Here is an 18,832-nt window from a genome sequence, read left to right on the forward strand (position 1 = left end):
TTTCTAGCAGCCCCATGATCGAGAAAAATTACCAGCCCGCCGATATCGAATCGCGCATGTCTGTCGTCTGGGAGGACAGCCTTGCGTTCAAGGCCGGTCGCCCCGACCGCCGCGACGCGGTGCCCTTCACCATCGTGATCCCGCCGCCGAACGTGACGGGTTCGCTGCACATGGGCCACGCCCTCAACAACACGCTCCAGGACATCCTGTGCCGCTTCGAGCGGATGCGCGGGCGCGACGTGCTGTGGCAGCCTGGCACCGACCATGCCGGCATCGCCACCCAGATGGTGGTCGAGCGGCAGTTGATGGAGCGGCAACAGCCCGGCCGCCGCGAGATGGGCCGCGAGAAGTTTCTCGAGCAGGTCTGGCAGTGGAAGGCCGAGAGCGGCGACACCATTATCAACCAGCTCAAGCGGCTCGGCGCCTCCTGCGATTGGTCGCGCGAGCGCTTCACCATGGACGAGGGCCTGTCGAAGGCGGTCGTCAAGGTGTTCGTCGAGCTTCATCGCGATGGCCTGATCTACAAGGACAAGCGGCTGGTGAACTGGGACACCAAGCTGCTCACCGCCATCTCCGATCTCGAGGTGCAGCAGACCGAGGTCAAGGGCCACCTCTGGTATCTGCGCTATCCGATCGAGGGCAAGACCTTCAGCCCGGACGATCCGGCGAGCTTCATCGTCGTCGCCACCACGCGACCCGAGACCATGCTCGGCGATACCGGCGTTGCCGTGCATCCCGACGACGAACGCTATCAGAAGCTCGTCGGCAAGCACGTGATTCTGCCGCTGGTCGGCCGCAAGGTGCAGATCGTCGCCGACGACTATTCCGATCCGGAAAAGGGTTCGGGCGCGGTCAAGGTGACACCGGCGCACGACTTCAACGATTTCGAAGTCGGCAAGCGCCACGGCCTGCGCCAGATCAGCGTGCTCGACAAGGAAGGCTGCCTCGATCTTCTCGACAACGAGGACTACCTGCGCGGCCTGCCGGAGGGCGCCGCGCAATTCGCCGAGGAGTTTCACAGGGTCGATCGCTTCGCGGCGCGCAAGCGCATCGTCGAACGGCTGGAAGCATTCGGCTTCGTCGAGCGGATCGAGCCGCACACCCACATGGTGCCGCACGGCGACCGCTCCAACAGCGTGATCGAGCCGTATCTCACCGACCAATGGTACGTCGACGCCAAGACGCTGGCAAAGCCGGCGATGGCGGCGGTGCGTTCGGGCGAAACCAGCTTCGTGCCGAAGAACTGGGAAAAGACCTATTTCGAGTGGATGGAGAACATCCAGCCCTGGTGCATCTCGCGCCAGCTTTGGTGGGGCCACCAGATTCCGGCCTGGTATGGTCCGGACGGCAAGGTCTTCGTCGCCGAGACCGAGGAAGAGGCCGTCAGCCACGCGCTCGGCTATTACGTCGAGCAGGAGGTCATCACGGTCGAGCAGGGCCGCGAGATGGCGCTCGATCGCGACAAGCGCGAGGGCTTCATCACCCGCGACGAGGACGTGCTCGACACCTGGTTCTCCTCGGCGCTGTGGCCGTTCTCGACCCTGGGCTGGCCCGACGAGACGCCGGAGGTGCAACGCTACTATCCAACCAATGCGCTCGTGACCGGCTTCGACATCATCTTCTTCTGGGTCGCCCGGATGATGATGATGGGCCTGCACTTCATGAAGGAAGTGCCGTTCTCGACCATCTACATCCACGCCCTCGTCCGCGACGAGAAGGGCGCCAAGATGTCGAAGTCGAAGGGCAACGTGATTGATCCGCTGCACCTGATCGATGAATACGGCGCCGACGCGCTGCGCTTCACGCTGGCGGCGATGGCGGCGCAAGGGCGCGACATCAAGCTCGCCACCAGCCGCGTCGAGGGCTACCGCAATTTCGCGACCAAGCTCTGGAACGCCTGCCGGTTCGCGGAGATGAATTACTGCGCGGTGCCCGAGGGCTTCGAGCCGGCGAAGGCGAAGGAGACGCTGAACCGCTGGATCGCACATGAGAGCGCGCACACTACGCGCGAGGTAACCGAGGCGATCGAAGCCTACCGCTTCAACGATGCCGCCGGTGCGATCTACCGCTTCGTCTGGAACGTCTATTGTGACTGGTATGTCGAGCTCGCAAAGCCCGTGCTGCTCGGCCCGGACGGTCCGGCCAAAGCTGAGACCCGGGCCATGGTCGCCTGGGCCCGCGACGAGATCTTGAAGCTTCTGCACCCCTTCATGCCTTTCATCACCGAAGAGTTGTGGGAGGTGACGGCCAAACGTGAAGGGCTGCTCGCGCTGGCACAGTGGCCGCTGAAGCCCGCCGGGCCAACGCCGGAGCAGCTTGCGATGCTCGCGGTGACGACGGGGCCGACTGATGCACTGGTTTCGCCGGCCTGGGTGCTGCCCGTCTTCGACCATGCCGACTTCACCGATCCGAAGGCGGAAGCCGAGATCGGCTGGGTGATCGACCTGATCACACAAATCCGTTCGGTGCGCGCCGAGATGAACATTGCGCCGGCAACGCTGACGGCGCTGGTGCTCGTCGGCGCTTCCGCCGAAACCAAAGAGCGCGCGCCACGCTGGACTGACGTCATCAAGCGCATGGCGCGCCTGTCGGACATCTCCTTCGCCGATCGCGCCCCCGACGGCGCGGTTCAGCTCCTGGTGCGCGGCGAGGTCGCCGCGCTGCCGCTAAAGGGCGTGATCGACGTCGCCGCCGAGCGCGCGCGCCTCGACAAGGAGATCGCCAAAGCCGACGCCGACGTCAAGCGCGCCGAATCCAAGCTGGCCAATGAGAAGTTCGTCGCCAACGCGGCCGAAGAGGTCGTCGAGGAGGAGCGCGAAAAGCGCGAGGCGGCACTGGCGCGCAAAACGAAGCTGCTGGAGGCGCTGGAGCGGCTGAAGCAGGCGTCGTAGTGACGTTCACTTCGGAAATGGCTTGCTGAGGAATTTCGAGCCTTTGACGCCGTAGCGCCAGGGCAGCTCGACCGCCTTGGTGATGCCGATCCGGATACCGATAGCCACCTCGACCTCGGCCGTCCGCGCGTGCAGCGCGATCGGCGGCCGGTCCAAGGGCAGGGCATTGTGGGCGACGGTGATGCCGAGTGCTTCCGTCAGCTTGCCCGGGCCCGAGCACAGCGCGTGCACATCGGCAGCATGGCGGCGGCGGCGCATCGCGGCGAGCCCATGGGTCGGCTCCAGCGCACGGATCAGCACCGCGCTCGCCGAGCCTTCCTCCTCGCAGACGAAATTCACGCACCAATGGATGCCGTAGGAGCGGTAGACATAGGCAAAGCCCGGCGGGCCGAACATCACCTGGTTCCGCAGCGTCGGCCCGCGATAAGAATGCGCCGCGGGGTCGGTATGATGATAGGCCTCGACCTCGACGATGAGGCCGCCGATACCGTCGACCAGCATGGTCGCGCCGATCAAGTCGGGCGCGACCTCGTGGACGCTGCGCGCGAAAAAGGCACGCTTCAGCGGCTTGCCGAGCCATGGTGTGGAAGCATTCGAGATTGACGGCTTTCTTGGAGTCATTCGTGGTGAGAATCGCCAGAGAACAGAGCAGGATATTGCCCATATCTGCCATGTTCCCTGAAGCAGGGCGAGCCGGGTTGCGGTGCTTGGCGAGACCGACTAGGTAGGACCTGAACAGACCGGACACCCCATGGTCGTTATTGTCGATACCATCTCGAACCCGTTGCGCCCGCGCCACCCCGAAAAGGTGAACCGGCCCGATTCCGCTTCGCCCCCGAAGCCGGACTGGATCCGCGTACGCGCGCCGAACACCCGTGGCTATGCCGACACCCGCAACATCGTGCGGGCCAACGGCCTGCATACGGTGTGCGAGGAGGCGGGCTGCCCGAACATTGGCGAGTGCTGGGACAAGAAGCACGCGACCTTCATGATCATGGGTGACACATGCACCCGCGCCTGCGCCTTCTGCAACGTCAAGACCGGCATGCCCAATGCCCTCGATGCAGCCGAGCCGCACAACGTCGCCGAGGCCGTGGCCAAGCTGGGGCTCGCCCACGTCGTCGTCACCTCGGTCGATCGTGACGATCTTGCCGATGGCGGCGCCGAGCATTTCGCCCAGACCATCCGCGCGATCCGCGCCGCGTGCCCGTCGACCACGATCGAGATTTTGACGCCCGACTTCCTGCGCAAGGAGGGCGCGCTGGAGGTCGTCGTGTCGGCCAAGCCGGACGTCTTCAACCACAATCTGGAAACCGTCCCGTCGCGCTATCTCACCGTGCGGCCCGGTGCACGGTACTTCCATTCGATCCGGCTGCTGCAGCGGGTCAAGGAGCTCGATCCCACGATCTTCACCAAGTCCGGCATCATGGTTGGCCTCGGCGAGGAGCGCCACGAGGTGCAGCAGGTGATGGATGATCTGCGTTCGGCTGACGTCGACTTCCTGACCATCGGCCAGTATCTCCAGCCGACCCGCAAGCATCACGCCGTGATGCGCTACGTGCCACCGGCCGAGTTCTCGTCCTACGAAAAGGTCGCCTACACCAAGGGCTTCCTCATGGTGTCGGCGAGCCCGCTCACCCGTTCGTCGCACCATGCCGGCGAGGATTTTGCGAGACTAAAGGCAGCGCGGGCCGCGGTCGCGCGCTGAACTCACATGCACCGAGTTTCGAGCAAGCACCGCGTCAACCACAGCGCGTCCGAGATGTTTGATCTGGTCGCCGACGTCGAGCGCTACCCGGAATTCGTGCCGCTGTGCAGCGGGCTGAAAGTCCGGCAGCGGATGGCGAAGCCTGACGGCACCGAGGTGCTGATCGCCGACATGACGGTGTCGTTCAAACTGGTCAAGGAATCCTTCACCAGCCGGGTGACGCTGGACCGCGCCAATCTCAAGATCCTGGTCGAATATCTGCAAGGCCCGTTCAGCAATCTCGAAAACCGCTGGACGTTCGAACCGAAAGGCGATGACGTCTGCGACGTCGGCTTTTTCCTAGCCTACGAGTTCAAAAGCCGCATGCTGGCGCTGCTGATGGGCTCGATGTTCGACGCCGCGTTCGCGCGCTTTTCCGCGGCCTTCGAGAAGCGGGCAGATGCGATCTACGGGCGACGGAAGCTGGCATCGTCGTAGCCGGCGACGGGACTTCAGCCCCGCGGCGACCGCGGCGGCCTCCGCTTCACGGCGTGCCGGCGCGGCGAGGAGCGCGCCACGCGCGGACGCAGGCGGCTGGCGGCTTCACGGCGCGGCTTGACCGAGACTTGCGGGCCGCGGGCGAGATCCATCAGCATGCGCAGCGCCTCGGCTACGGAGCGGGCGCGCACGGCGCTGCGGCCGATCGCCCCAAAACGATGTTCGCGGTGGGCGATGCGGCCGTCGCGGGCGGCGACGGCGAAATGGACGAGGCCGACCGGCTTGCCGGGCGTGGCGCCGCCGGGACCGGCAATGCCGGTGATGGCAACCGCAAGGTCGACGCCGGCGCGCTCGAGTGCGCCGACCGCCATCGCGATCGCGGTCTCCTTGCTGACCGCGCCGAAATTCGTCAGCGTGCTCGCCTCGACGCCGAGCATCGCGCGCTTGGCATCATTGGAATAGGTGACGAAGCCGCGATCGATCACGTCGGAAGAGCCGGGGATGTCGGTCAGCGCGCCGGCCACGAGGCCGCCGGTGCAGGACTCGGCCGTCGCGATCGTCAGCTTGCGCATCCGGCACAGATCGAGCAGCGAGCGGGAGAGGGCGCGTGCGTCGCTGCCGCCCATGGCTTTACACCTCCCAGGGCAGGCGAATGGTGGCGCTCGCGGTGGCCGCGATACCTTCCTCGCGTCCGGTGAAGCCGAGCCGTTCGCTGGTGGTCGCCTTCACCGCGACGCGAGAGATGTCGACGCTGGAGATCTCGGCGATGCGCGCGCGCATGGTGTCGCGCAAGGGGCCGATCTTTGGCCGCTCACAGATCAGCGTCACCTCGAGATTGGCGACGCGGCCGCCGCGCTGCGCGACGCGATCGATGGCGTATTTCAGGAACTGGTCGGAGGATGCGCCCTTCCACTTCACGTCGCTCGGCGGGAAGTGCGAGCCGATGTCGCCATCGGCGAGCGCGCCGAGGATCGCGTCGACCAGCGCATGCAGGCCGACATCGCCGTCGGAATGGGCGAGGAAACCCTTGGTGTGCGGCACGCGCACGCCGCAGATCATGACGTGGTCGCCTTCGCCGAAGGCGTGCACGTCGTAGCCGGTGCCCGTCCGGATGTCGCCGAGCAGGCTGGCCAGGCGCGCTTCCTCGCGCACGAAGTCCTCGGGAGTGGTGAGTTTCATATTGGCAACATCGCCTTCAAAGGTTGCTACCGTCAATCCCGCCCATTCGGCAATCGCCGCGTCATCGGTGAAATCGCTGCGTCTGTCCTTCGCCGCGCGACGATGCGCCTCGAGGATGACGTCGAAACGAAAGGATTGCGGCGTCTGCGCGATTCGCAGCCGCGCCCGGTCCGGCGTGTCCTCGACGTTGCCGCCCTCGCCGATGAGCTTGATGGTGTCGGTGACGGCAATGGCGGGGATCGCGGCGCCGGTACGGCTGGCCGCGTCGATCGCGCGCGAAATCAGGCCTTCCGAGACGAAGGGCCGCGCGGCGTCGTGGATCAGGACGATGTCGGGCTTGTGCCTGGCCAGCGCTTCGAGACCGGCGAGCACCGACGCCTGACGAGTCGCGCCACCACCGGTCGGCGGTTCGTGCTTCAATCCTGCGACCGCTGCCGTGAACATGACGCTGTCATCGGGATTCACCACCGGCTGCACCACTGACACGTCGGGATGACGGCTGAAGGCTTCCATGGCGCGATAGATCACGGGCTGGCCGCCGATCGAGCGATACTGCTTCGGCCCGCCTGCACCGGCGCGCAGGCCGCGTCCGGCTGCGACGAGAACAACTGCGGTGCGTTGTGATTTCGCCATAAGACTCAAATACTCAGTTCGTGATGAAGAGTCGGGAGTGGGTGATTGCCGGCAAGCCTCTAGCACGGCAGGCCCGCAATAAAAGAGGTTTCCCCGGATTGTGGGAAACAGCATTTTGTTGCACTGCACTTGAAAGATCTACAGAACTGTCTAAACTGTAGGCATGACGCTTGACTGCACAAGAATTGTGCGCAAGATAGGTCATGGCAGACGCGATGAGGCCCTGCCTATTAACGAGATCATTGTGACCGGCTCGGCAAGATCAGGCTCTAAGCCGTTGAAAATAGGCGATATTGATGTCGCCACCCCGGTCTTCCTGGCGCCGATGTCGGGAGTGACCGACTCGCCCGTCCGGCGGCTGACCGCCGAACTGGGGGCCGGTCTGGTCATCTCCGAAATGACCGCCAGCGACGAACTCGTCAACGGCCGCGCGATGTCGCGTTTGCGCTGCGAAGCGACCGGCGTTGGTCAGCATGTGGTTCAGCTGGCCGGCTGTGAGGCGCACTGGATGGCAGAGGGCGCGCGGATCGCGGAAGCCGAAGGCGCCGACATCATCGACATCAACATGGGTTGTCCGGCCCGTCATGTCACCGGCGGCCAGTCCGGCTCGGCGCTGATGCGCGATCTCGACCATGCCGTCAGCTTGATCGACGCGACCATCGCAGCGGTGAAAGTGCCGGTGACGCTGAAGATGCGGCTCGGCTGGGACGACCGCAGCCGCAACGCGCCGGAACTGGCGCGGCGCGCGGAAGCCGCCGGCGTCAAGCTCGTCACCGTGCACGGCCGCACCCGCTGCCAGTTCTACAAGGGCGAGGCCGATTGGGACGCGGTCCGCGCGGTCCGCGAGGCGATCTCGGTTCCGCTCGTCGTCAACGGCGACATCACGTCTTATGAGAAAGCGGTCGCGGCACTCGATGCCTCCGGCGCTGACGCCGTGATGATCGGTCGCGGCGCACAAGGCCAACCCTGGTTGCCCGGCCAGATCGGCCGGCGCCTGAGGGGTGGGGCGGCTGAAGCCGCGCCGTCGCTCGAGGCGCAGCTTGGCTATGTCCGCACGCTTTATGAGGGTGTCTGCGCGCTCTACGGCCTGCGCATCGGGCTCCGGCATGCGCGAAAGCATCTCGGCTGGGCGCTCGACGTCGCGGCCGACGCGAGCCGCGCTCCGGCGGAGAAGCTGAAAGCGTGGCGCCAGAAGATTCTCACCTCCGAGGATCCGCGCCTCGTTCACCGGTCACTGCAAGATGCCTTCGACGACTTCGCATGGAGCGCTGCTGCATGAGCTCGGCTGCTGAACATCGTCGGCCGCTTCCGTCCGACAGCGAGGCGATCCTGGACGCTCTTCCCAATCCCGTGCTCCTGATTGGGCCGGACGGCAAGATCGTCGCCGCCAACATCGCGACCGAAGCCTTCTTCGAGATATCGACGCAATTCCTGAAGCGGCAGTCGCTGAAGGAATTGGTGCCATTCGGCAGCCCCTTGCTGGCCCTGATCGATCAGGTGCGTTCGTCGAATTCTCCGGTCAACGAATACAAGGTCGATCTCGGCACACCGCGCATGGGCGGCGACCGCCAGGTCGATCTGCATGTGGCACCGCTGACCGAGCGGCCGGGCCACATCGTGGTGATGCTCCAGGAGCGCACCATCGCCGACAAGATGGACCGCCAGCTCACCCATCGCAGCGCCGCGCGCTCGGTGATCGCGCTCGCCGCCATGCTGGCGCATGAGATCAAGAATCCGCTGTCCGGCATCCGCGGCGCGGCCCAGCTGCTTGAGCAGCAGGCTTCGTCCGAAGACCGCATGCTGACGCGGCTGATCTGCGACGAGGCCGACCGCATCGTGACGCTGGTCGACCGCATGGAGGTGTTCGGCGACGAACGTCCCGTGGTGCGCGGTCCCGTCAACATCCATTCGGTGCTCGATCACGTCAAGCGGCTGGCGCAATCCGGCTTTGCCCGCAACATCCGCTTCGTCGAGGACTACGATCCCTCGCTGCCGCCGGTGCTGGCGAACCAGGATCAGCTGATTCAGGTATTCCTCAATCTCGTCAAGAACGCCGCCGAAGCCCTGATCGACGTTCCCGATGGCGAGATCCAGCTCACCACCGCGTTCCGCCCCGGCGTACGCCTGTCAGTCCCCGGTCAAAAATCCAGGGTATCCCTGCCGCTCGAATTCTGCGTCAAGGACAACGGACCAGGCGTGCCCGACGATCTTCTGTCCAACCTGTTCGATCCCTTCGTGACCACCAAGCAGACCGGCAGCGGTCTCGGCCTGGCGCTGGTCGCAAAAATCGTCGGCGATCACGGGGGCATCATCGAATGCGAATCTCAGCCGCGCAAGACCACCTTCCGCGTGCTGATGCCGATGTACTCGACATCGGTGAAATATGCCGATCACAGCAGTCGCGACGGCTCTGCCGGGAAGTCGTCGTCTGCATCACAGGGGGCAAAATGAGGATTAACAATGCCCGCAGGTAGCATTCTCGTTGCAGATGACGACACCGCCATCCGCACGGTTCTCAATCAGGCGCTTTCCCGCGCCGGCTACGAAGTCAGGCTCACCGGCAATGCCGCAACGCTCTGGCGCTGGGTCAGTCAGGGGGAGGGCGATCTGGTCATCACCGACGTGGTGATGCCGGATGAAAATGCCTTCGATCTGCTGCCGCGGATCAAGAAGATGCGGCCGAACTTGCCGGTCATCGTCATGAGCGCGCAAAACACCTTCATGACAGCGATCCGCGCTTCCGAGCGCGGCGCGTACGAATACCTGCCGAAGCCCTTCGACCTGAAGGAGTTGATCGCCATCGTCGGCCGCGCGCTCGCCGAGCCGAAGGAGCGCACCTCGACGCCGGACGAAGACGCCGAGATGGAAGCAATCCCGCTGGTCGGCCGTTCGCCGGCGATGCAGGAAATCTACCGCGTGCTGGCGCGCCTGATGCAGACCGACCTCACCGTGATGATCACGGGCGAGTCCGGCACGGGCAAGGAACTGGTGGCGCGCGCGCTGCACGATTACGGCAAGCGCCGTAACGGTCCGTTCGTTGCGGTCAACATGGCGGCGATCCCGCGCGACCTGATCGAGTCCGAGCTGTTCGGCCATGAGCGCGGCGCCTTCACCGGCGCCAACACCCGCGCCTCCGGACGGTTCGAGCAGGCCGAAGGCGGCACGCTGTTCCTCGACGAAATCGGCGACATGCCGATGGAGGCGCAGACCCGCCTGCTGCGCGTGCTCCAGCAGGGCGAATACACCACCGTCGGCGGCCGCACCCCGATCAAGACCGACGTGCGCATCGTCGCGGCTTCCAACAAGGATCTGCGCGTCCTGATCCAGCAGGGTCTGTTCCGCGAGGATTTGTTCTTCCGCCTCAACGTCGTGCCGCTGCGGCTGCCGCCGCTGCGCGAACGCATCGAGGACCTGCCGGATCTCATCCGTCACTTCTTCGCACTGGCCGAGAAGGATGGCCTGCCGCCGAAGAAGCTCGACTCGCTGGCACTAGAGCGGCTGAAGCAGCATCGTTGGCCGGGCAACGTGCGCGAGCTCGAAAACCTGGCGCGGCGCCTCGCGGCACTCTACCCGCAGGACGTGATCACCGCCTCGGTGATCGACGGCGAACTGGCGCCGCCCTCGGTGAGCCCGGGGGCCGCGGTCCAGCAGGGCGTCGACAATCTCGGCGGCGCGGTGGAGGCGTACCTGTCCTCGCACTTCCAGGGCTTTCCGAACGGCGTGCCGCCGCCCGGGCTCTATCACCGCATCCTCAAGGAGATCGAGGTGCCGCTGCTTACGGCCGCGCTCGCTGCCACCCGCGGCAACCAGATCCGCGCCGCGGACCTGCTCGGCCTCAACCGCAACACGCTGCGGAAGAAGATCCGCGATCTCGATATCCAGGTGTACCGGAGCGGCGGCTAGTTTTCGCGGAACGGTGGCTCAGCTCCCCCTACCAAAGCGGAGCTGAGCCTGTCCGGATGCGCTGGCCATTGTGGCTGACGCGGTGAACCCAAGTCCGGACAGGGCCGAAACGTTCCGCGCGAATGGCTCGACTGGCCGCCGATCGGCCTCGAACTCATCTGATAAGCCGGCCTTACGGCGGCAGGACGTAGGCCATGTCCACCGACGCTTGGTGTAGGGCCGGCCCGTTGACGAGGAGGTCCGCGGCCACGATCAGCAGCAGAACGGCGCAAATCATCATCGCAAGAAAGAACCTCTCCATGGAGGGCAAGCCGCAGCGATGGAAAACTGTTCCCGCTGGCCGGTGAATGCCTGTGGACGTGCCGGTGTAGGCGCCGCGGAATTGTCGCAATTTGGCAACATTGTGGTAGGAATACATCAGTATCCGCCGCTTGCGGATCCCCGTTTTCAGCACCTCATTGCCGGAATGACCAGCGCAGATCCCTCGGCCGCATCCTTTGACACGGCCCCAGCCGAAGAGCCCCGGCGCTGGTCGCTGCGGCGCTGGCTGGCGCCTTTTGCCGTGGCGCTGGCGCTGCTGTCGGCGTTCCTGACCTTCCTGGTCCTGACCGGACTGACGAACATCGAGCCTACGCCGGAGGTCGTTCGGACCTTCTATCTGGTCAATGCGGCCACGATCCTGCTCCTGGTCGGGATCATCATCCGCGAACTCTGGCAGCTGATCCTGGCGCGACGGCGGGGCAGGGCGGCGGCACGCCTGCATGTCCAGGTCGTCAGCCTGTTCTCGATCGTGGCGGTGCTGCCGGCGGTGATGGTCGCGGTCGTTGCCAACGTCACCCTCGAGCGCGGCCTCGACCGGCTGTTCTCCGGACCGACCAAGGAGGTGATCCAGAATTCGCTGACGATCGCGCGGGCCTACATGCAAGATCATGCGCAGCTGATCCGCGGCGACATTCTCGGCATGGCCAACGACATCGCCCATGCCCGGCCGCTCTACGACCAGGATCGCCGGTCGTTTCGCGAAATGTTGGCGGCCAGCGCCAGCTCCCGCAACCTGCCGGGGGCGATGATCATCGACAAGAACACCAACATCCTGGAATCCGCCGACACCGGCATGCGGCTAGCCTATTCGCCGCCTGCACCGGACTTCCTCAGCAACGTCAACGAGTCCGAGCCCGAGATCGCCGTGCTGCCGGACGCCAGCTTCGTCGCCGCGGTGATCCGGCTGCGGGCGTTCAGCGACACTTTCCTCTATGTGGCGCGGCCGCTTGATCCGAACGTCGTCAATCAGCTCAAGCAGACCGAGGTCAGCGTCGCCGAATATGCCCAGATCGAGTCGCGCCGGCTCGGCATCCAGGTCGCCTTCGCGCTGATGTTCGCGGTGATCGCGCTGACCATCCTGATGGCATCGGTGCTGATCGGCCTGAACTTCGCCAACTCGCTAGTGGCGCCGATCCGGCGGCTGATGAACGCGGCCCACACGGTCTCGACCGGCGACCTCAACGTCAAGGTGCCGGTGCACCAGTCGGAAGGCGACCTCGCGCAGCTGGGTGAGACCTTCAACAAGATGACGCAGGAGTTGCGCAGCCAGCGCGACGAGCTCGTCAATGCCAGCGATCTCATTGACAGCCGACGCCGCTTCATCGAGGCCGTGCTGTCCTCGGCGAGCGCCGGCATCATCGGTGTCGACACGTCGGGCAGCGTCGGCATCCTCAACCGATCCGCCGAGAAGCTGATCGGGCACTCCGAAGCAGAGACGCTCGGCCATCCACTCTCCGACGTCCTGCCCGAGCTCGACGAGATGATGAAGGCGGCGCGGGAAGGGACCCAGCGCCTTGTGCAGGGCCAGATCACGATCACGCGCGACGGGCAGGAGCGCAATCTGTCGGTCCGTGTCAGCGCCGAGAAGACCAGCCAGCCGCACGACAGCTACATCATCACGCTCGACGACATCACCGACCTCGTCTCGGCACAGCGGACCTCGGCCTGGGGCGACGTGGCGCGCCGCATCGCGCACGAGATCAAGAACCCGCTGACCCCGATCCAGCTCTCGGCCGAGCGCATCCGCCGCAAGTTCGGCAAGTCCATCACCGAGGAGAAGGACAAGCAGATCTTCGAGCAGTGCACCGACACCATCGTGCGCCAGGTCGACGACATCCGCCGCATGGTCGACGAGTTCTCGCGCTTTGCGCGCATGCCAAAGCCGGTGATGGAGGGCGAGGACGTCGCCGACACCGTACGGCAGGCGGTGTTCCTGATGAAGGTCGCCCATCCCGAGATCGATATCGAGGCTCAATTCAAGGAGGATCCGCTGCGCGCCCAGTTCGACCGGCGGTTGATCTCGCAGGCGGTCACCAACATCGTCAAGAACGCCACCGAGGCGATCGAGCAGGTCCCGCCGGAGGAACTCGGCAGGGACAATGGCAAGGGCCGCATCGACGTCGTGGTGTCGCGCCAAGGCGAGGACGTGCTGATCGACGTCATCGACAATGGTATCGGCCTGCCCAAGGTCGCGCGTTCGCGTCTGCTCGAGCCCTATGTCACGACGCGCGCCAAGGGCACTGGCCTCGGGCTTGCAATCGTCGGCCGCGTGCTGGAAGACCATGGCGGCCGCATCGAGTTGAAAGACGCCTCCGACTTCCGCGAAGGCCAGCGCGGCGCCTGGATGCGGATGCGCTTTGCGATCTCCGGCCATCCCGCCAAGGCCGAAGCGGCCGAGCAGGCGCCGGCCGCCGGAGAAATGACCAAGGAAACGACGGAAGCGGTCACGAAGATCGCCAAGGACCCGGAAACAAAGCAGGCGGCTGCCGGAACCAAAGAGCCGGAAGAAAAGACCAATGACTCAACGAAGATCGAAGCCTCAACAGGCCTCTGACAAGACAGGCGCGACCCATGGCTAGTGAAATTCTGATTGTCGACGATGAGGCCGATATTCGGGATCTCGTTGCGGGCATTCTCGAAGACGAGGGGTTCGTCACGCGGACCGCGCGCGACAGCGACACGGCGCTGGCCGAGATCGCGAACCGCAGGCCGCATCTGGTGTTCCTCGACATCTGGCTCCAGGGTTCCAAGCTCGACGGCTTGCAACTACTGGAGCAGGTCAAGAAGGACAATGCCGATCTGCCGGTGGTGATGATCTCCGGTCACGGCAACATCGAGACCGCGGTCGCAGCGATCAAGCGCGGCGCCTACGATTTCATCGAGAAGCCGTTCAAGGCCGACCGGCTGATCCTGGTCGCGACCAGGGCGCTGGAGAACTCGCGGCTCAAGCGCGAAGTCAAGGAACTGAAGCAGCTCGCACCGAGCGCAAGCTCGCTCGTCGGCCGCTCGCCCAGCATGAACCAGCTGCGCCAGACCATCGAACGCGCGGCCAAGGCCAACAGCCGCATCCTGATCGTCGGCCCTGCCGGCGCCGGCAAGGAATTAACCGCGCGTACGCTGCATATGGCCTCGGGCCGCGCCGATGGCCCGTTCGTCGTGATTAATGCCGCCGCGATCACGCCCGAGCGCATGGAGCACGAGTTGTTCGGCATCGAGCAGTCCAACGGCGAGCAGCCGCGAAAGCCGGGTGCGCTCGAAGAAGCCCATGGCGGCACGTTGTTCATCGACGAGATCGCGGACATGCCGCGTGAGACCCAGAACAAGATCCTGCGCGTGCTGGTCGAGCAGTCGTTCCAGCGTGTCGGCGGTGCCGGCAAGGTCCAGGTCGACGTGCGCATCATCTCGTCCACCGCGCGCAACCTGGAGGAGGAGATCGCGGCGGGTCATTTCCGCGAGGACCTCTACCATCGTCTTTCGGTCGTGCCGATCCGCGTGCCGGCGCTGTCGGAGCGGCGCGAGGACATTCCGGAACTGATCGACTATTTCATGGAGCAGATTTCGGCCGGCAGCGGCCTGCCCAGGCGCCAGATCGGGCAAGACGCGATGGCGGTGCTGCAATCCCATGTCTGGCCGGGCAATGTGCGCCAGCTCCGCAACAATGTTGAGAGAGTCATGATTCTCGCCGCGGGCGGGCCGGAGGTGATCATCACCGCCGACATGCTGCCGCAGGACGTCGGCTCGATGGTGCCGGCGATGCCGACCAGCAACAATGGCGAGCACATCATGGGCTTGCCGCTGCGCGAGGCGCGCGAAGTGTTCGAGCGCGACTATTTGATTGCCCAGATCAGCCGTTTTTCAGGAAATATTTCTCGCACGGCGGAGTTCGTTGGCATGGAACGCTCGGCGTTGCACCGGAAGCTAAAAGCGCTCGGCGTAGGCTAGCGCCGCAAGATTGCGGCTCGACCTTAGGGATAGGCGAGGAAAATCATCGATTTCCGTAGTTTTTCGGGGCAGTACGGCATGGGCTGGCGTGTGAAGCGGCTTGCCTAATAAGTTCACCTGTCCTCTAATCGAACAGCTGTTCCTTCCGAGGGGGATCTCATGAGGAACGGCAGCCGGGAGAGGCTCCGAATTTCACAAAGAGGGCCGCAACCGGCGCAATAAAAAGAAACTCAAAGCGAGAAAAAAACAATGGCGGCAGACCGCGCACAAAACCTGCAGGACACCTTCCTTAATCACGTTCGCAAAACCAAGACGCCACTGACGATATTTCTGGTCAACGGAGTGAAGCTCCAGGGCATCGTGACCTGGTTCGACAATTTCTGTTTGCTGCTTCGGCGCGACGGTCACTCGCAGCTCGTCTACAAGCATGCGATCTCGACCATTATGCCAGGCGCTCCGATCCAGTTGTTTGAAGGCGGCGAGGACCAGCCGGCTTGAGAGTGATCTGATTGGAACCCCGGAATTTCGACGGGGAGGCCGACCGTCCGCGGTCGGCCGGGGCTAAGCAGACGGGGCGGGTGCTTGTCATCGGCCCCTATTTGCGGGTGCGCGCCGGCAGTGCCGACACGCAAACGGAGAGTCACGTGCTGCGCGACGCCCAGGCCCGGCTCGACGAAGCCGCCGGCCTCGCACGCGCGATCGATCTCGTCATCGCGGATGCCATTATCGCGCCGATCAGCCAGATCCGCCCGGCCACCTATATCGGCAAGGGCAAGGTCGAGGAGATCGCGGCGCTTGCCAACAGCCTCGATGTCGAGCTCGTGGTGATGGATTGCGCGCTTGCGCCGATCCAGCAGCGCAATCTCGAGAAGGAGTTGCAAGCAAAGGTGCTCGACCGCACCGGCCTGATCCTCGAAATCTTCGGCCGGCGCGCCAAGACCAAGGAAGGCTCGCTCCAGGTCGAGCTCGCGCATCTCAACTACCAGCGCTCGCGCCTCGTACGCTCCTGGACCCATCTCGAGCGCCAGCGCGGCGGCTTCGGATTCATGGGCGGTCCCGGCGAGACCCAGATCGAAGCCGACCGCCGCCTGATCCAGGAACGCATCTCCAAACTCGAAGGCGAACTGAAGAAGGTTCAGGCCACACGGCGCCTGCACCGCGCCGGGCGTCAGCGCGTGCCTTATCGCGTCGTGGCGCTGGTTGGCTACACCAATGCCGGCAAGTCGACGCTGTTCAACCGCCTGACGCGCGCCGACGTGCAGGCTGCCGACATGCTGTTCGCAACCCTCGATCCGACCCTGCGCGCGCTCAGCCTGCCGCATGGTGGCAAGGCGATGCTGTCAGACACCGTCGGCTTCATCTCCAATCTGCCGACCCAGCTCGTCGCCGCCTTCCGCGCCACGCTGGAGGAGGTGCTAGAGGCCGACGTCATCCTGCATGTTCGCGACATCTCGCATGAGGACGCCGAGGCGCAGCAGAGCGACGTCGATGCAGTGCTGCGCCAACTCGGTATCAACCCCGACGATTCCGGCCGTATCATCGAGGTCTGGAACAAGATTGATCGTTATGGCGCGGAACAGCGCGAGGAGCTCCTGAACATCGCCGCGCGCAGGCCGGAGGATCATCCGGCGATGCTGGTCTCAGCCGTGTCAGGCGAGGGGATCGATGCGCTGCTTGCCGCGATCGAGGAGCGGCTCGCCGCCAAACGCACCACGCTCGATCTCTCGATCGATGCCGCCGACGGCGCCGGCATCAGCTGGCTGCATCGCAATGCCGAGGTCCTGGCGAAAGAGCTGCACGACGGCCGCTTCGACATGACGGTGCGGGTGGATGAGACCAAGCGGGATATCGTGGTCAACCGGTTCGACGCCGTGCCGCGTGTGGCGTGATCTCTCCCCACGTCGTCCCGGACAAGCGTAAGCGCGGATCCGGGATCCATTACCACAAGCGGTAGGAAATTGGCACGCTGATGGCTCCGACATGCTTCAACAAACTGCAGTCGCGGTAATGGATCCTGGCCTTGCCATGACGACACCTGAGTTAGCGGCGAGCTTCCGTGCACCCTTCTGACGCCGGTTTCTCGTCCCCCTTCGCTGCGTTCCACAGCGCGTCCATCTCTGCCAGCGACGCCTGATCCAGCGTTCGACCCTGTGCCTCCAGCGCCTGTTCGATAAACGCAAAGCGGCGTTCGAATTTCGCGTTGGTCGCGCGTAGGGCTGCTTCCGGATCCGCGTCGACGTGGCGGGCCAGATTGACCAGCGCGAACATCAGGTCACCGGTCTCTTCCGCAAGCCCCTCGCTGTCGTTGCGGTCGAGCGCCGCCTCGATCTCGTCGGCTTCCTCGCGGATCTTTTGCAGCACCGCGCGCGGATCGTTCCAGTCGAAGCCGACGCTCGAGGCCTTGCGCTGGAGCTCCATGGCGCGGGTCAGCGCCGGCTGGCCGGCCTTCACGCCCGAAAGCAGCGATTTGTGCGAGGTCTGCTCCGGCGGCCGGCGCGCGGCGCGCTCGGCCTTTTCCTCGGCCTTGATGCGGTCCCAGACTTCCTTGACGTGGGAGGAGGCGAGATTGCCATCCTTGTCGGCGAAGACGTGGGGGTGGCGCCGGATCATCTTGCGGGTGATGGCCTCGACGACGTCGCCGAAGGCGAACGCGTTCTGCTCCTCCGCCATCTGGGCATGGAACACGACCTGCAACAGAAGATCCCCAAGCTCCTCGCGCAAATCGTCGAGATCGCCGCGGTCGATCGCGTCGACCACTTCATGGGCTTCCTCGATGGTGTAGGGCGCGATCGTCGAAAAGTTCTGCTCGAGGTCCCAGGGGCAGCCGGTCACCGGCGTGCGCAGCGCCGCCATGATCTCGATCAAGCGGGAAATGTCGCGGGAAGGGGTCATTGCGGGGTCGTCTCCTGGGTCTTGAGACTTATGCCAAAAGCGGTCCGCCGTTCCCAGCGCAAGCCGGCGGAACAGGCCGATTTCCACCGATTGGCGGGCCAGATTGGCGAGCAGCGTCCGCAGTGCTAAAGCGCGGGCCATGAGTGACGCATTTTCATCCGAAACCGCGCTGGTGCTGTTTTCCGGCGGCCAGGACTCCACCACCTGCCTCGCCTGGGCCTTGAGCCGCTTCGCGCGCGTGGAAACGCTGGGGTTCGACTACGGCCAGCGTCATGCGATCGAGCTTGCTTGCCGTGACAGCCTGTTCGCCGGCGTCAAGACGCTGCGCGCCGATTGGGCGGACAAGCTCGGCGAGAGCCACACGCTGTCGATCCCAACACTGGCCGCGATCTCCGATACGGCGTTGACGCGGGATGTCGCGATCGCGATGGGCGCCGACGGGCTGCCCAACACCTTCGTGCCCGGCCGCAACCTGGTGTTCCTGACCTTCGCCGCGGCGCTGGCCTACCGGCGTGGCATCACCCATATCGTCGGCGGCATGTGCGAGACCGATTATTCCGGCTATCCCGATTGCCGCGACGACACCATCCGCGCGATGCAGGCCGCGCTCTCGCTCGGGATGGCGAGACAGTTCGAGCTGCACACGCCGCTGATGTGGATCGACAAGGCTGCGACCTGGAAGCTCGCACATGACCTCGGCGGCGACGGACTGGTCGATCTCATCCGCGAGCAGTCGCACACCTGCTATCTCGGCGAACGCGGCGCCCAGCATGAGTGGGGCTATGGCTGCGGGGGGTGCCCGGCGTGCAGCCTGCGGGCGAAGGGGTGGGCGGAGTATGTGGCTGGAAAGTAGCGTCTCGATTTCTGCCGTCATTGCGAGGAGCCC

16 protein-coding genes are annotated in these 18,832 nt (G+C 64.8%); 11 read left to right on the forward strand and 5 right to left on the reverse strand.

Annotated elements, in window-relative coordinates; translation table 11 throughout:
- The first annotated feature begins 14 nt into the window (after window positions 1-14).
- On the forward strand, window positions 15-2,891 hold the full coding sequence (locus tag FXV83_RS06920) for a valine--tRNA ligase (RefSeq protein WP_148738447.1): 2,877 nt from the start codon (window positions 15-17) through the stop codon (window positions 2,889-2,891).
- Between the two features lie 6 nt (window positions 2,892-2,897).
- Here the strand turns inward: FXV83_RS06920 and FXV83_RS06925 are convergent, their stop codons facing one another.
- Complete coding sequence (locus FXV83_RS06925) at window positions 2,898-3,512, reverse strand: DNA-3-methyladenine glycosylase (RefSeq protein ID WP_148738448.1); 615 nt, start codon at window positions 3,510-3,512, stop codon at window positions 2,898-2,900.
- A 130-nt stretch (window positions 3,513-3,642) separates the two neighbouring features.
- Here FXV83_RS06925 and lipA point away from each other — a divergent pair, with 130 nt between their 5' ends.
- Complete coding sequence (gene lipA, locus FXV83_RS06930) at window positions 3,643-4,599, forward strand: lipoyl synthase (RefSeq protein ID WP_148738449.1); 957 nt, start codon at window positions 3,643-3,645, stop codon at window positions 4,597-4,599.
- A 6-nt stretch (window positions 4,600-4,605) separates the two neighbouring features.
- Window positions 4,606-5,076, forward strand: coding sequence for a type II toxin-antitoxin system RatA family toxin (locus FXV83_RS06935; protein WP_148738450.1), 471 nt, complete (start codon window positions 4,606-4,608; stop codon window positions 5,074-5,076).
- A gap of 14 nt (window positions 5,077-5,090) precedes the next feature.
- Here FXV83_RS06935 and FXV83_RS06940 read toward each other — a convergent pair whose 3' ends face one another.
- The gene (locus FXV83_RS06940) at window positions 5,091-5,702 is read right to left on the reverse strand and encodes a CinA family protein (protein WP_148738451.1); all 612 of its coding nucleotides are present in this window, start codon (window positions 5,700-5,702) and stop codon (window positions 5,091-5,093) included.
- 4 nt (window positions 5,703-5,706) lie between these two features.
- Window positions 5,707-6,888, reverse strand: a complete 1,182-nt coding sequence (locus FXV83_RS06945; RefSeq protein WP_148738452.1) for a bifunctional 2-C-methyl-D-erythritol 4-phosphate cytidylyltransferase/2-C-methyl-D-erythritol 2,4-cyclodiphosphate synthase — start codon at window positions 6,886-6,888, stop codon at window positions 5,707-5,709.
- Between the two features lie 277 nt (window positions 6,889-7,165).
- On the opposite strand from FXV83_RS06945, the gene dusB reads away from it, so the two are divergent.
- Genes dusB through ntrC form a run of 3 tightly spaced genes read left to right on the forward strand, consistent with a single transcriptional unit; the run spans window position 7,166 to window position 10,791 of the window.
- Window positions 7,166-8,167 carry a tRNA dihydrouridine synthase DusB gene (gene dusB / locus FXV83_RS06950; RefSeq protein ID WP_187435720.1) on the forward strand — a complete coding sequence of 334 codons (1,002 nt, stop codon included), beginning with the start codon at window positions 7,166-7,168 and terminating at the stop codon, window positions 8,165-8,167.
- The gene (locus FXV83_RS06955; protein ID WP_148738454.1) at window positions 8,164-9,339 is read left to right on the forward strand and encodes a two-component system sensor histidine kinase NtrB; all 1,176 of its coding nucleotides are present in this window, start codon (window positions 8,164-8,166) and stop codon (window positions 9,337-9,339) included. Before dusB ends, FXV83_RS06955 begins: the two co-directional genes overlap by 4 nt.
- A 9-nt stretch (window positions 9,340-9,348) precedes the next feature.
- Window positions 9,349-10,791, forward strand: a complete 1,443-nt coding sequence (gene ntrC / locus FXV83_RS06960; protein ID WP_148738455.1) for a nitrogen regulation protein NR(I) — start codon at window positions 9,349-9,351, stop codon at window positions 10,789-10,791.
- A 172-nt stretch (window positions 10,792-10,963) separates the two neighbouring features.
- Here the strand turns inward: ntrC and FXV83_RS44865 are convergent, their stop codons facing one another.
- Window positions 10,964-11,092 carry a hypothetical protein gene (locus FXV83_RS44865; RefSeq protein WP_283811696.1) on the reverse strand — a complete coding sequence of 43 codons (129 nt, stop codon included), beginning with the start codon at window positions 11,090-11,092 and terminating at the stop codon, window positions 10,964-10,966.
- A 165-nt stretch (window positions 11,093-11,257) separates the two neighbouring features.
- On the opposite strand from FXV83_RS44865, the gene FXV83_RS06970 reads away from it, so the two are divergent.
- From FXV83_RS06970 to hflX, 4 genes are all read left to right on the forward strand, one after another.
- Window positions 11,258-13,666, forward strand: coding sequence for a sensor histidine kinase (locus FXV83_RS06970; protein ID WP_148738457.1), 2,409 nt, complete (start codon window positions 11,258-11,260; stop codon window positions 13,664-13,666).
- Between the two features lie 17 nt (window positions 13,667-13,683).
- The gene (ntrX, locus tag FXV83_RS06975) at window positions 13,684-15,054 is read left to right on the forward strand and encodes a nitrogen assimilation response regulator NtrX (protein ID WP_148738458.1); all 1,371 of its coding nucleotides are present in this window, start codon (window positions 13,684-13,686) and stop codon (window positions 15,052-15,054) included.
- 249 nt (window positions 15,055-15,303) lie between these two features.
- A complete protein-coding gene (gene hfq, locus FXV83_RS06980; protein WP_007591126.1) occupies window positions 15,304-15,552 on the forward strand; it encodes an RNA chaperone Hfq in 249 nt (82 codons plus the stop codon).
- A gap of 11 nt (window positions 15,553-15,563) precedes the next feature.
- Window positions 15,564-16,943, forward strand: coding sequence for a GTPase HflX (gene hflX, locus FXV83_RS06985; protein WP_187435721.1), 1,380 nt, complete (start codon window positions 15,564-15,566; stop codon window positions 16,941-16,943).
- Window positions 16,944-17,094: 151 nt separating this feature from the next.
- On the opposite strand, the gene mazG is transcribed toward hflX, so the two are convergent.
- Window positions 17,095-17,946: a nucleoside triphosphate pyrophosphohydrolase gene (gene mazG / locus FXV83_RS06990; RefSeq protein WP_148738460.1), complete on the reverse strand. Its 852-nt coding sequence runs from the start codon at window positions 17,944-17,946 to the stop codon at window positions 17,095-17,097.
- A 139-nt stretch (window positions 17,947-18,085) separates the two neighbouring features.
- On the opposite strand from mazG, the gene queC reads away from it, so the two are divergent.
- Window positions 18,086-18,799 carry a 7-cyano-7-deazaguanine synthase QueC gene (queC, locus tag FXV83_RS06995; protein ID WP_148738461.1) on the forward strand — a complete coding sequence of 238 codons (714 nt, stop codon included), beginning with the start codon at window positions 18,086-18,088 and terminating at the stop codon, window positions 18,797-18,799.
- Window positions 18,800-18,832: the final 33 nt, after the last annotated feature.

The sequence above is a fragment of the Bradyrhizobium hipponense genome (assembly GCF_008123965.1).
GTDB classification, from domain to species: Bacteria; Pseudomonadota; Alphaproteobacteria; order Rhizobiales; family Xanthobacteraceae; genus Bradyrhizobium; species Bradyrhizobium hipponense.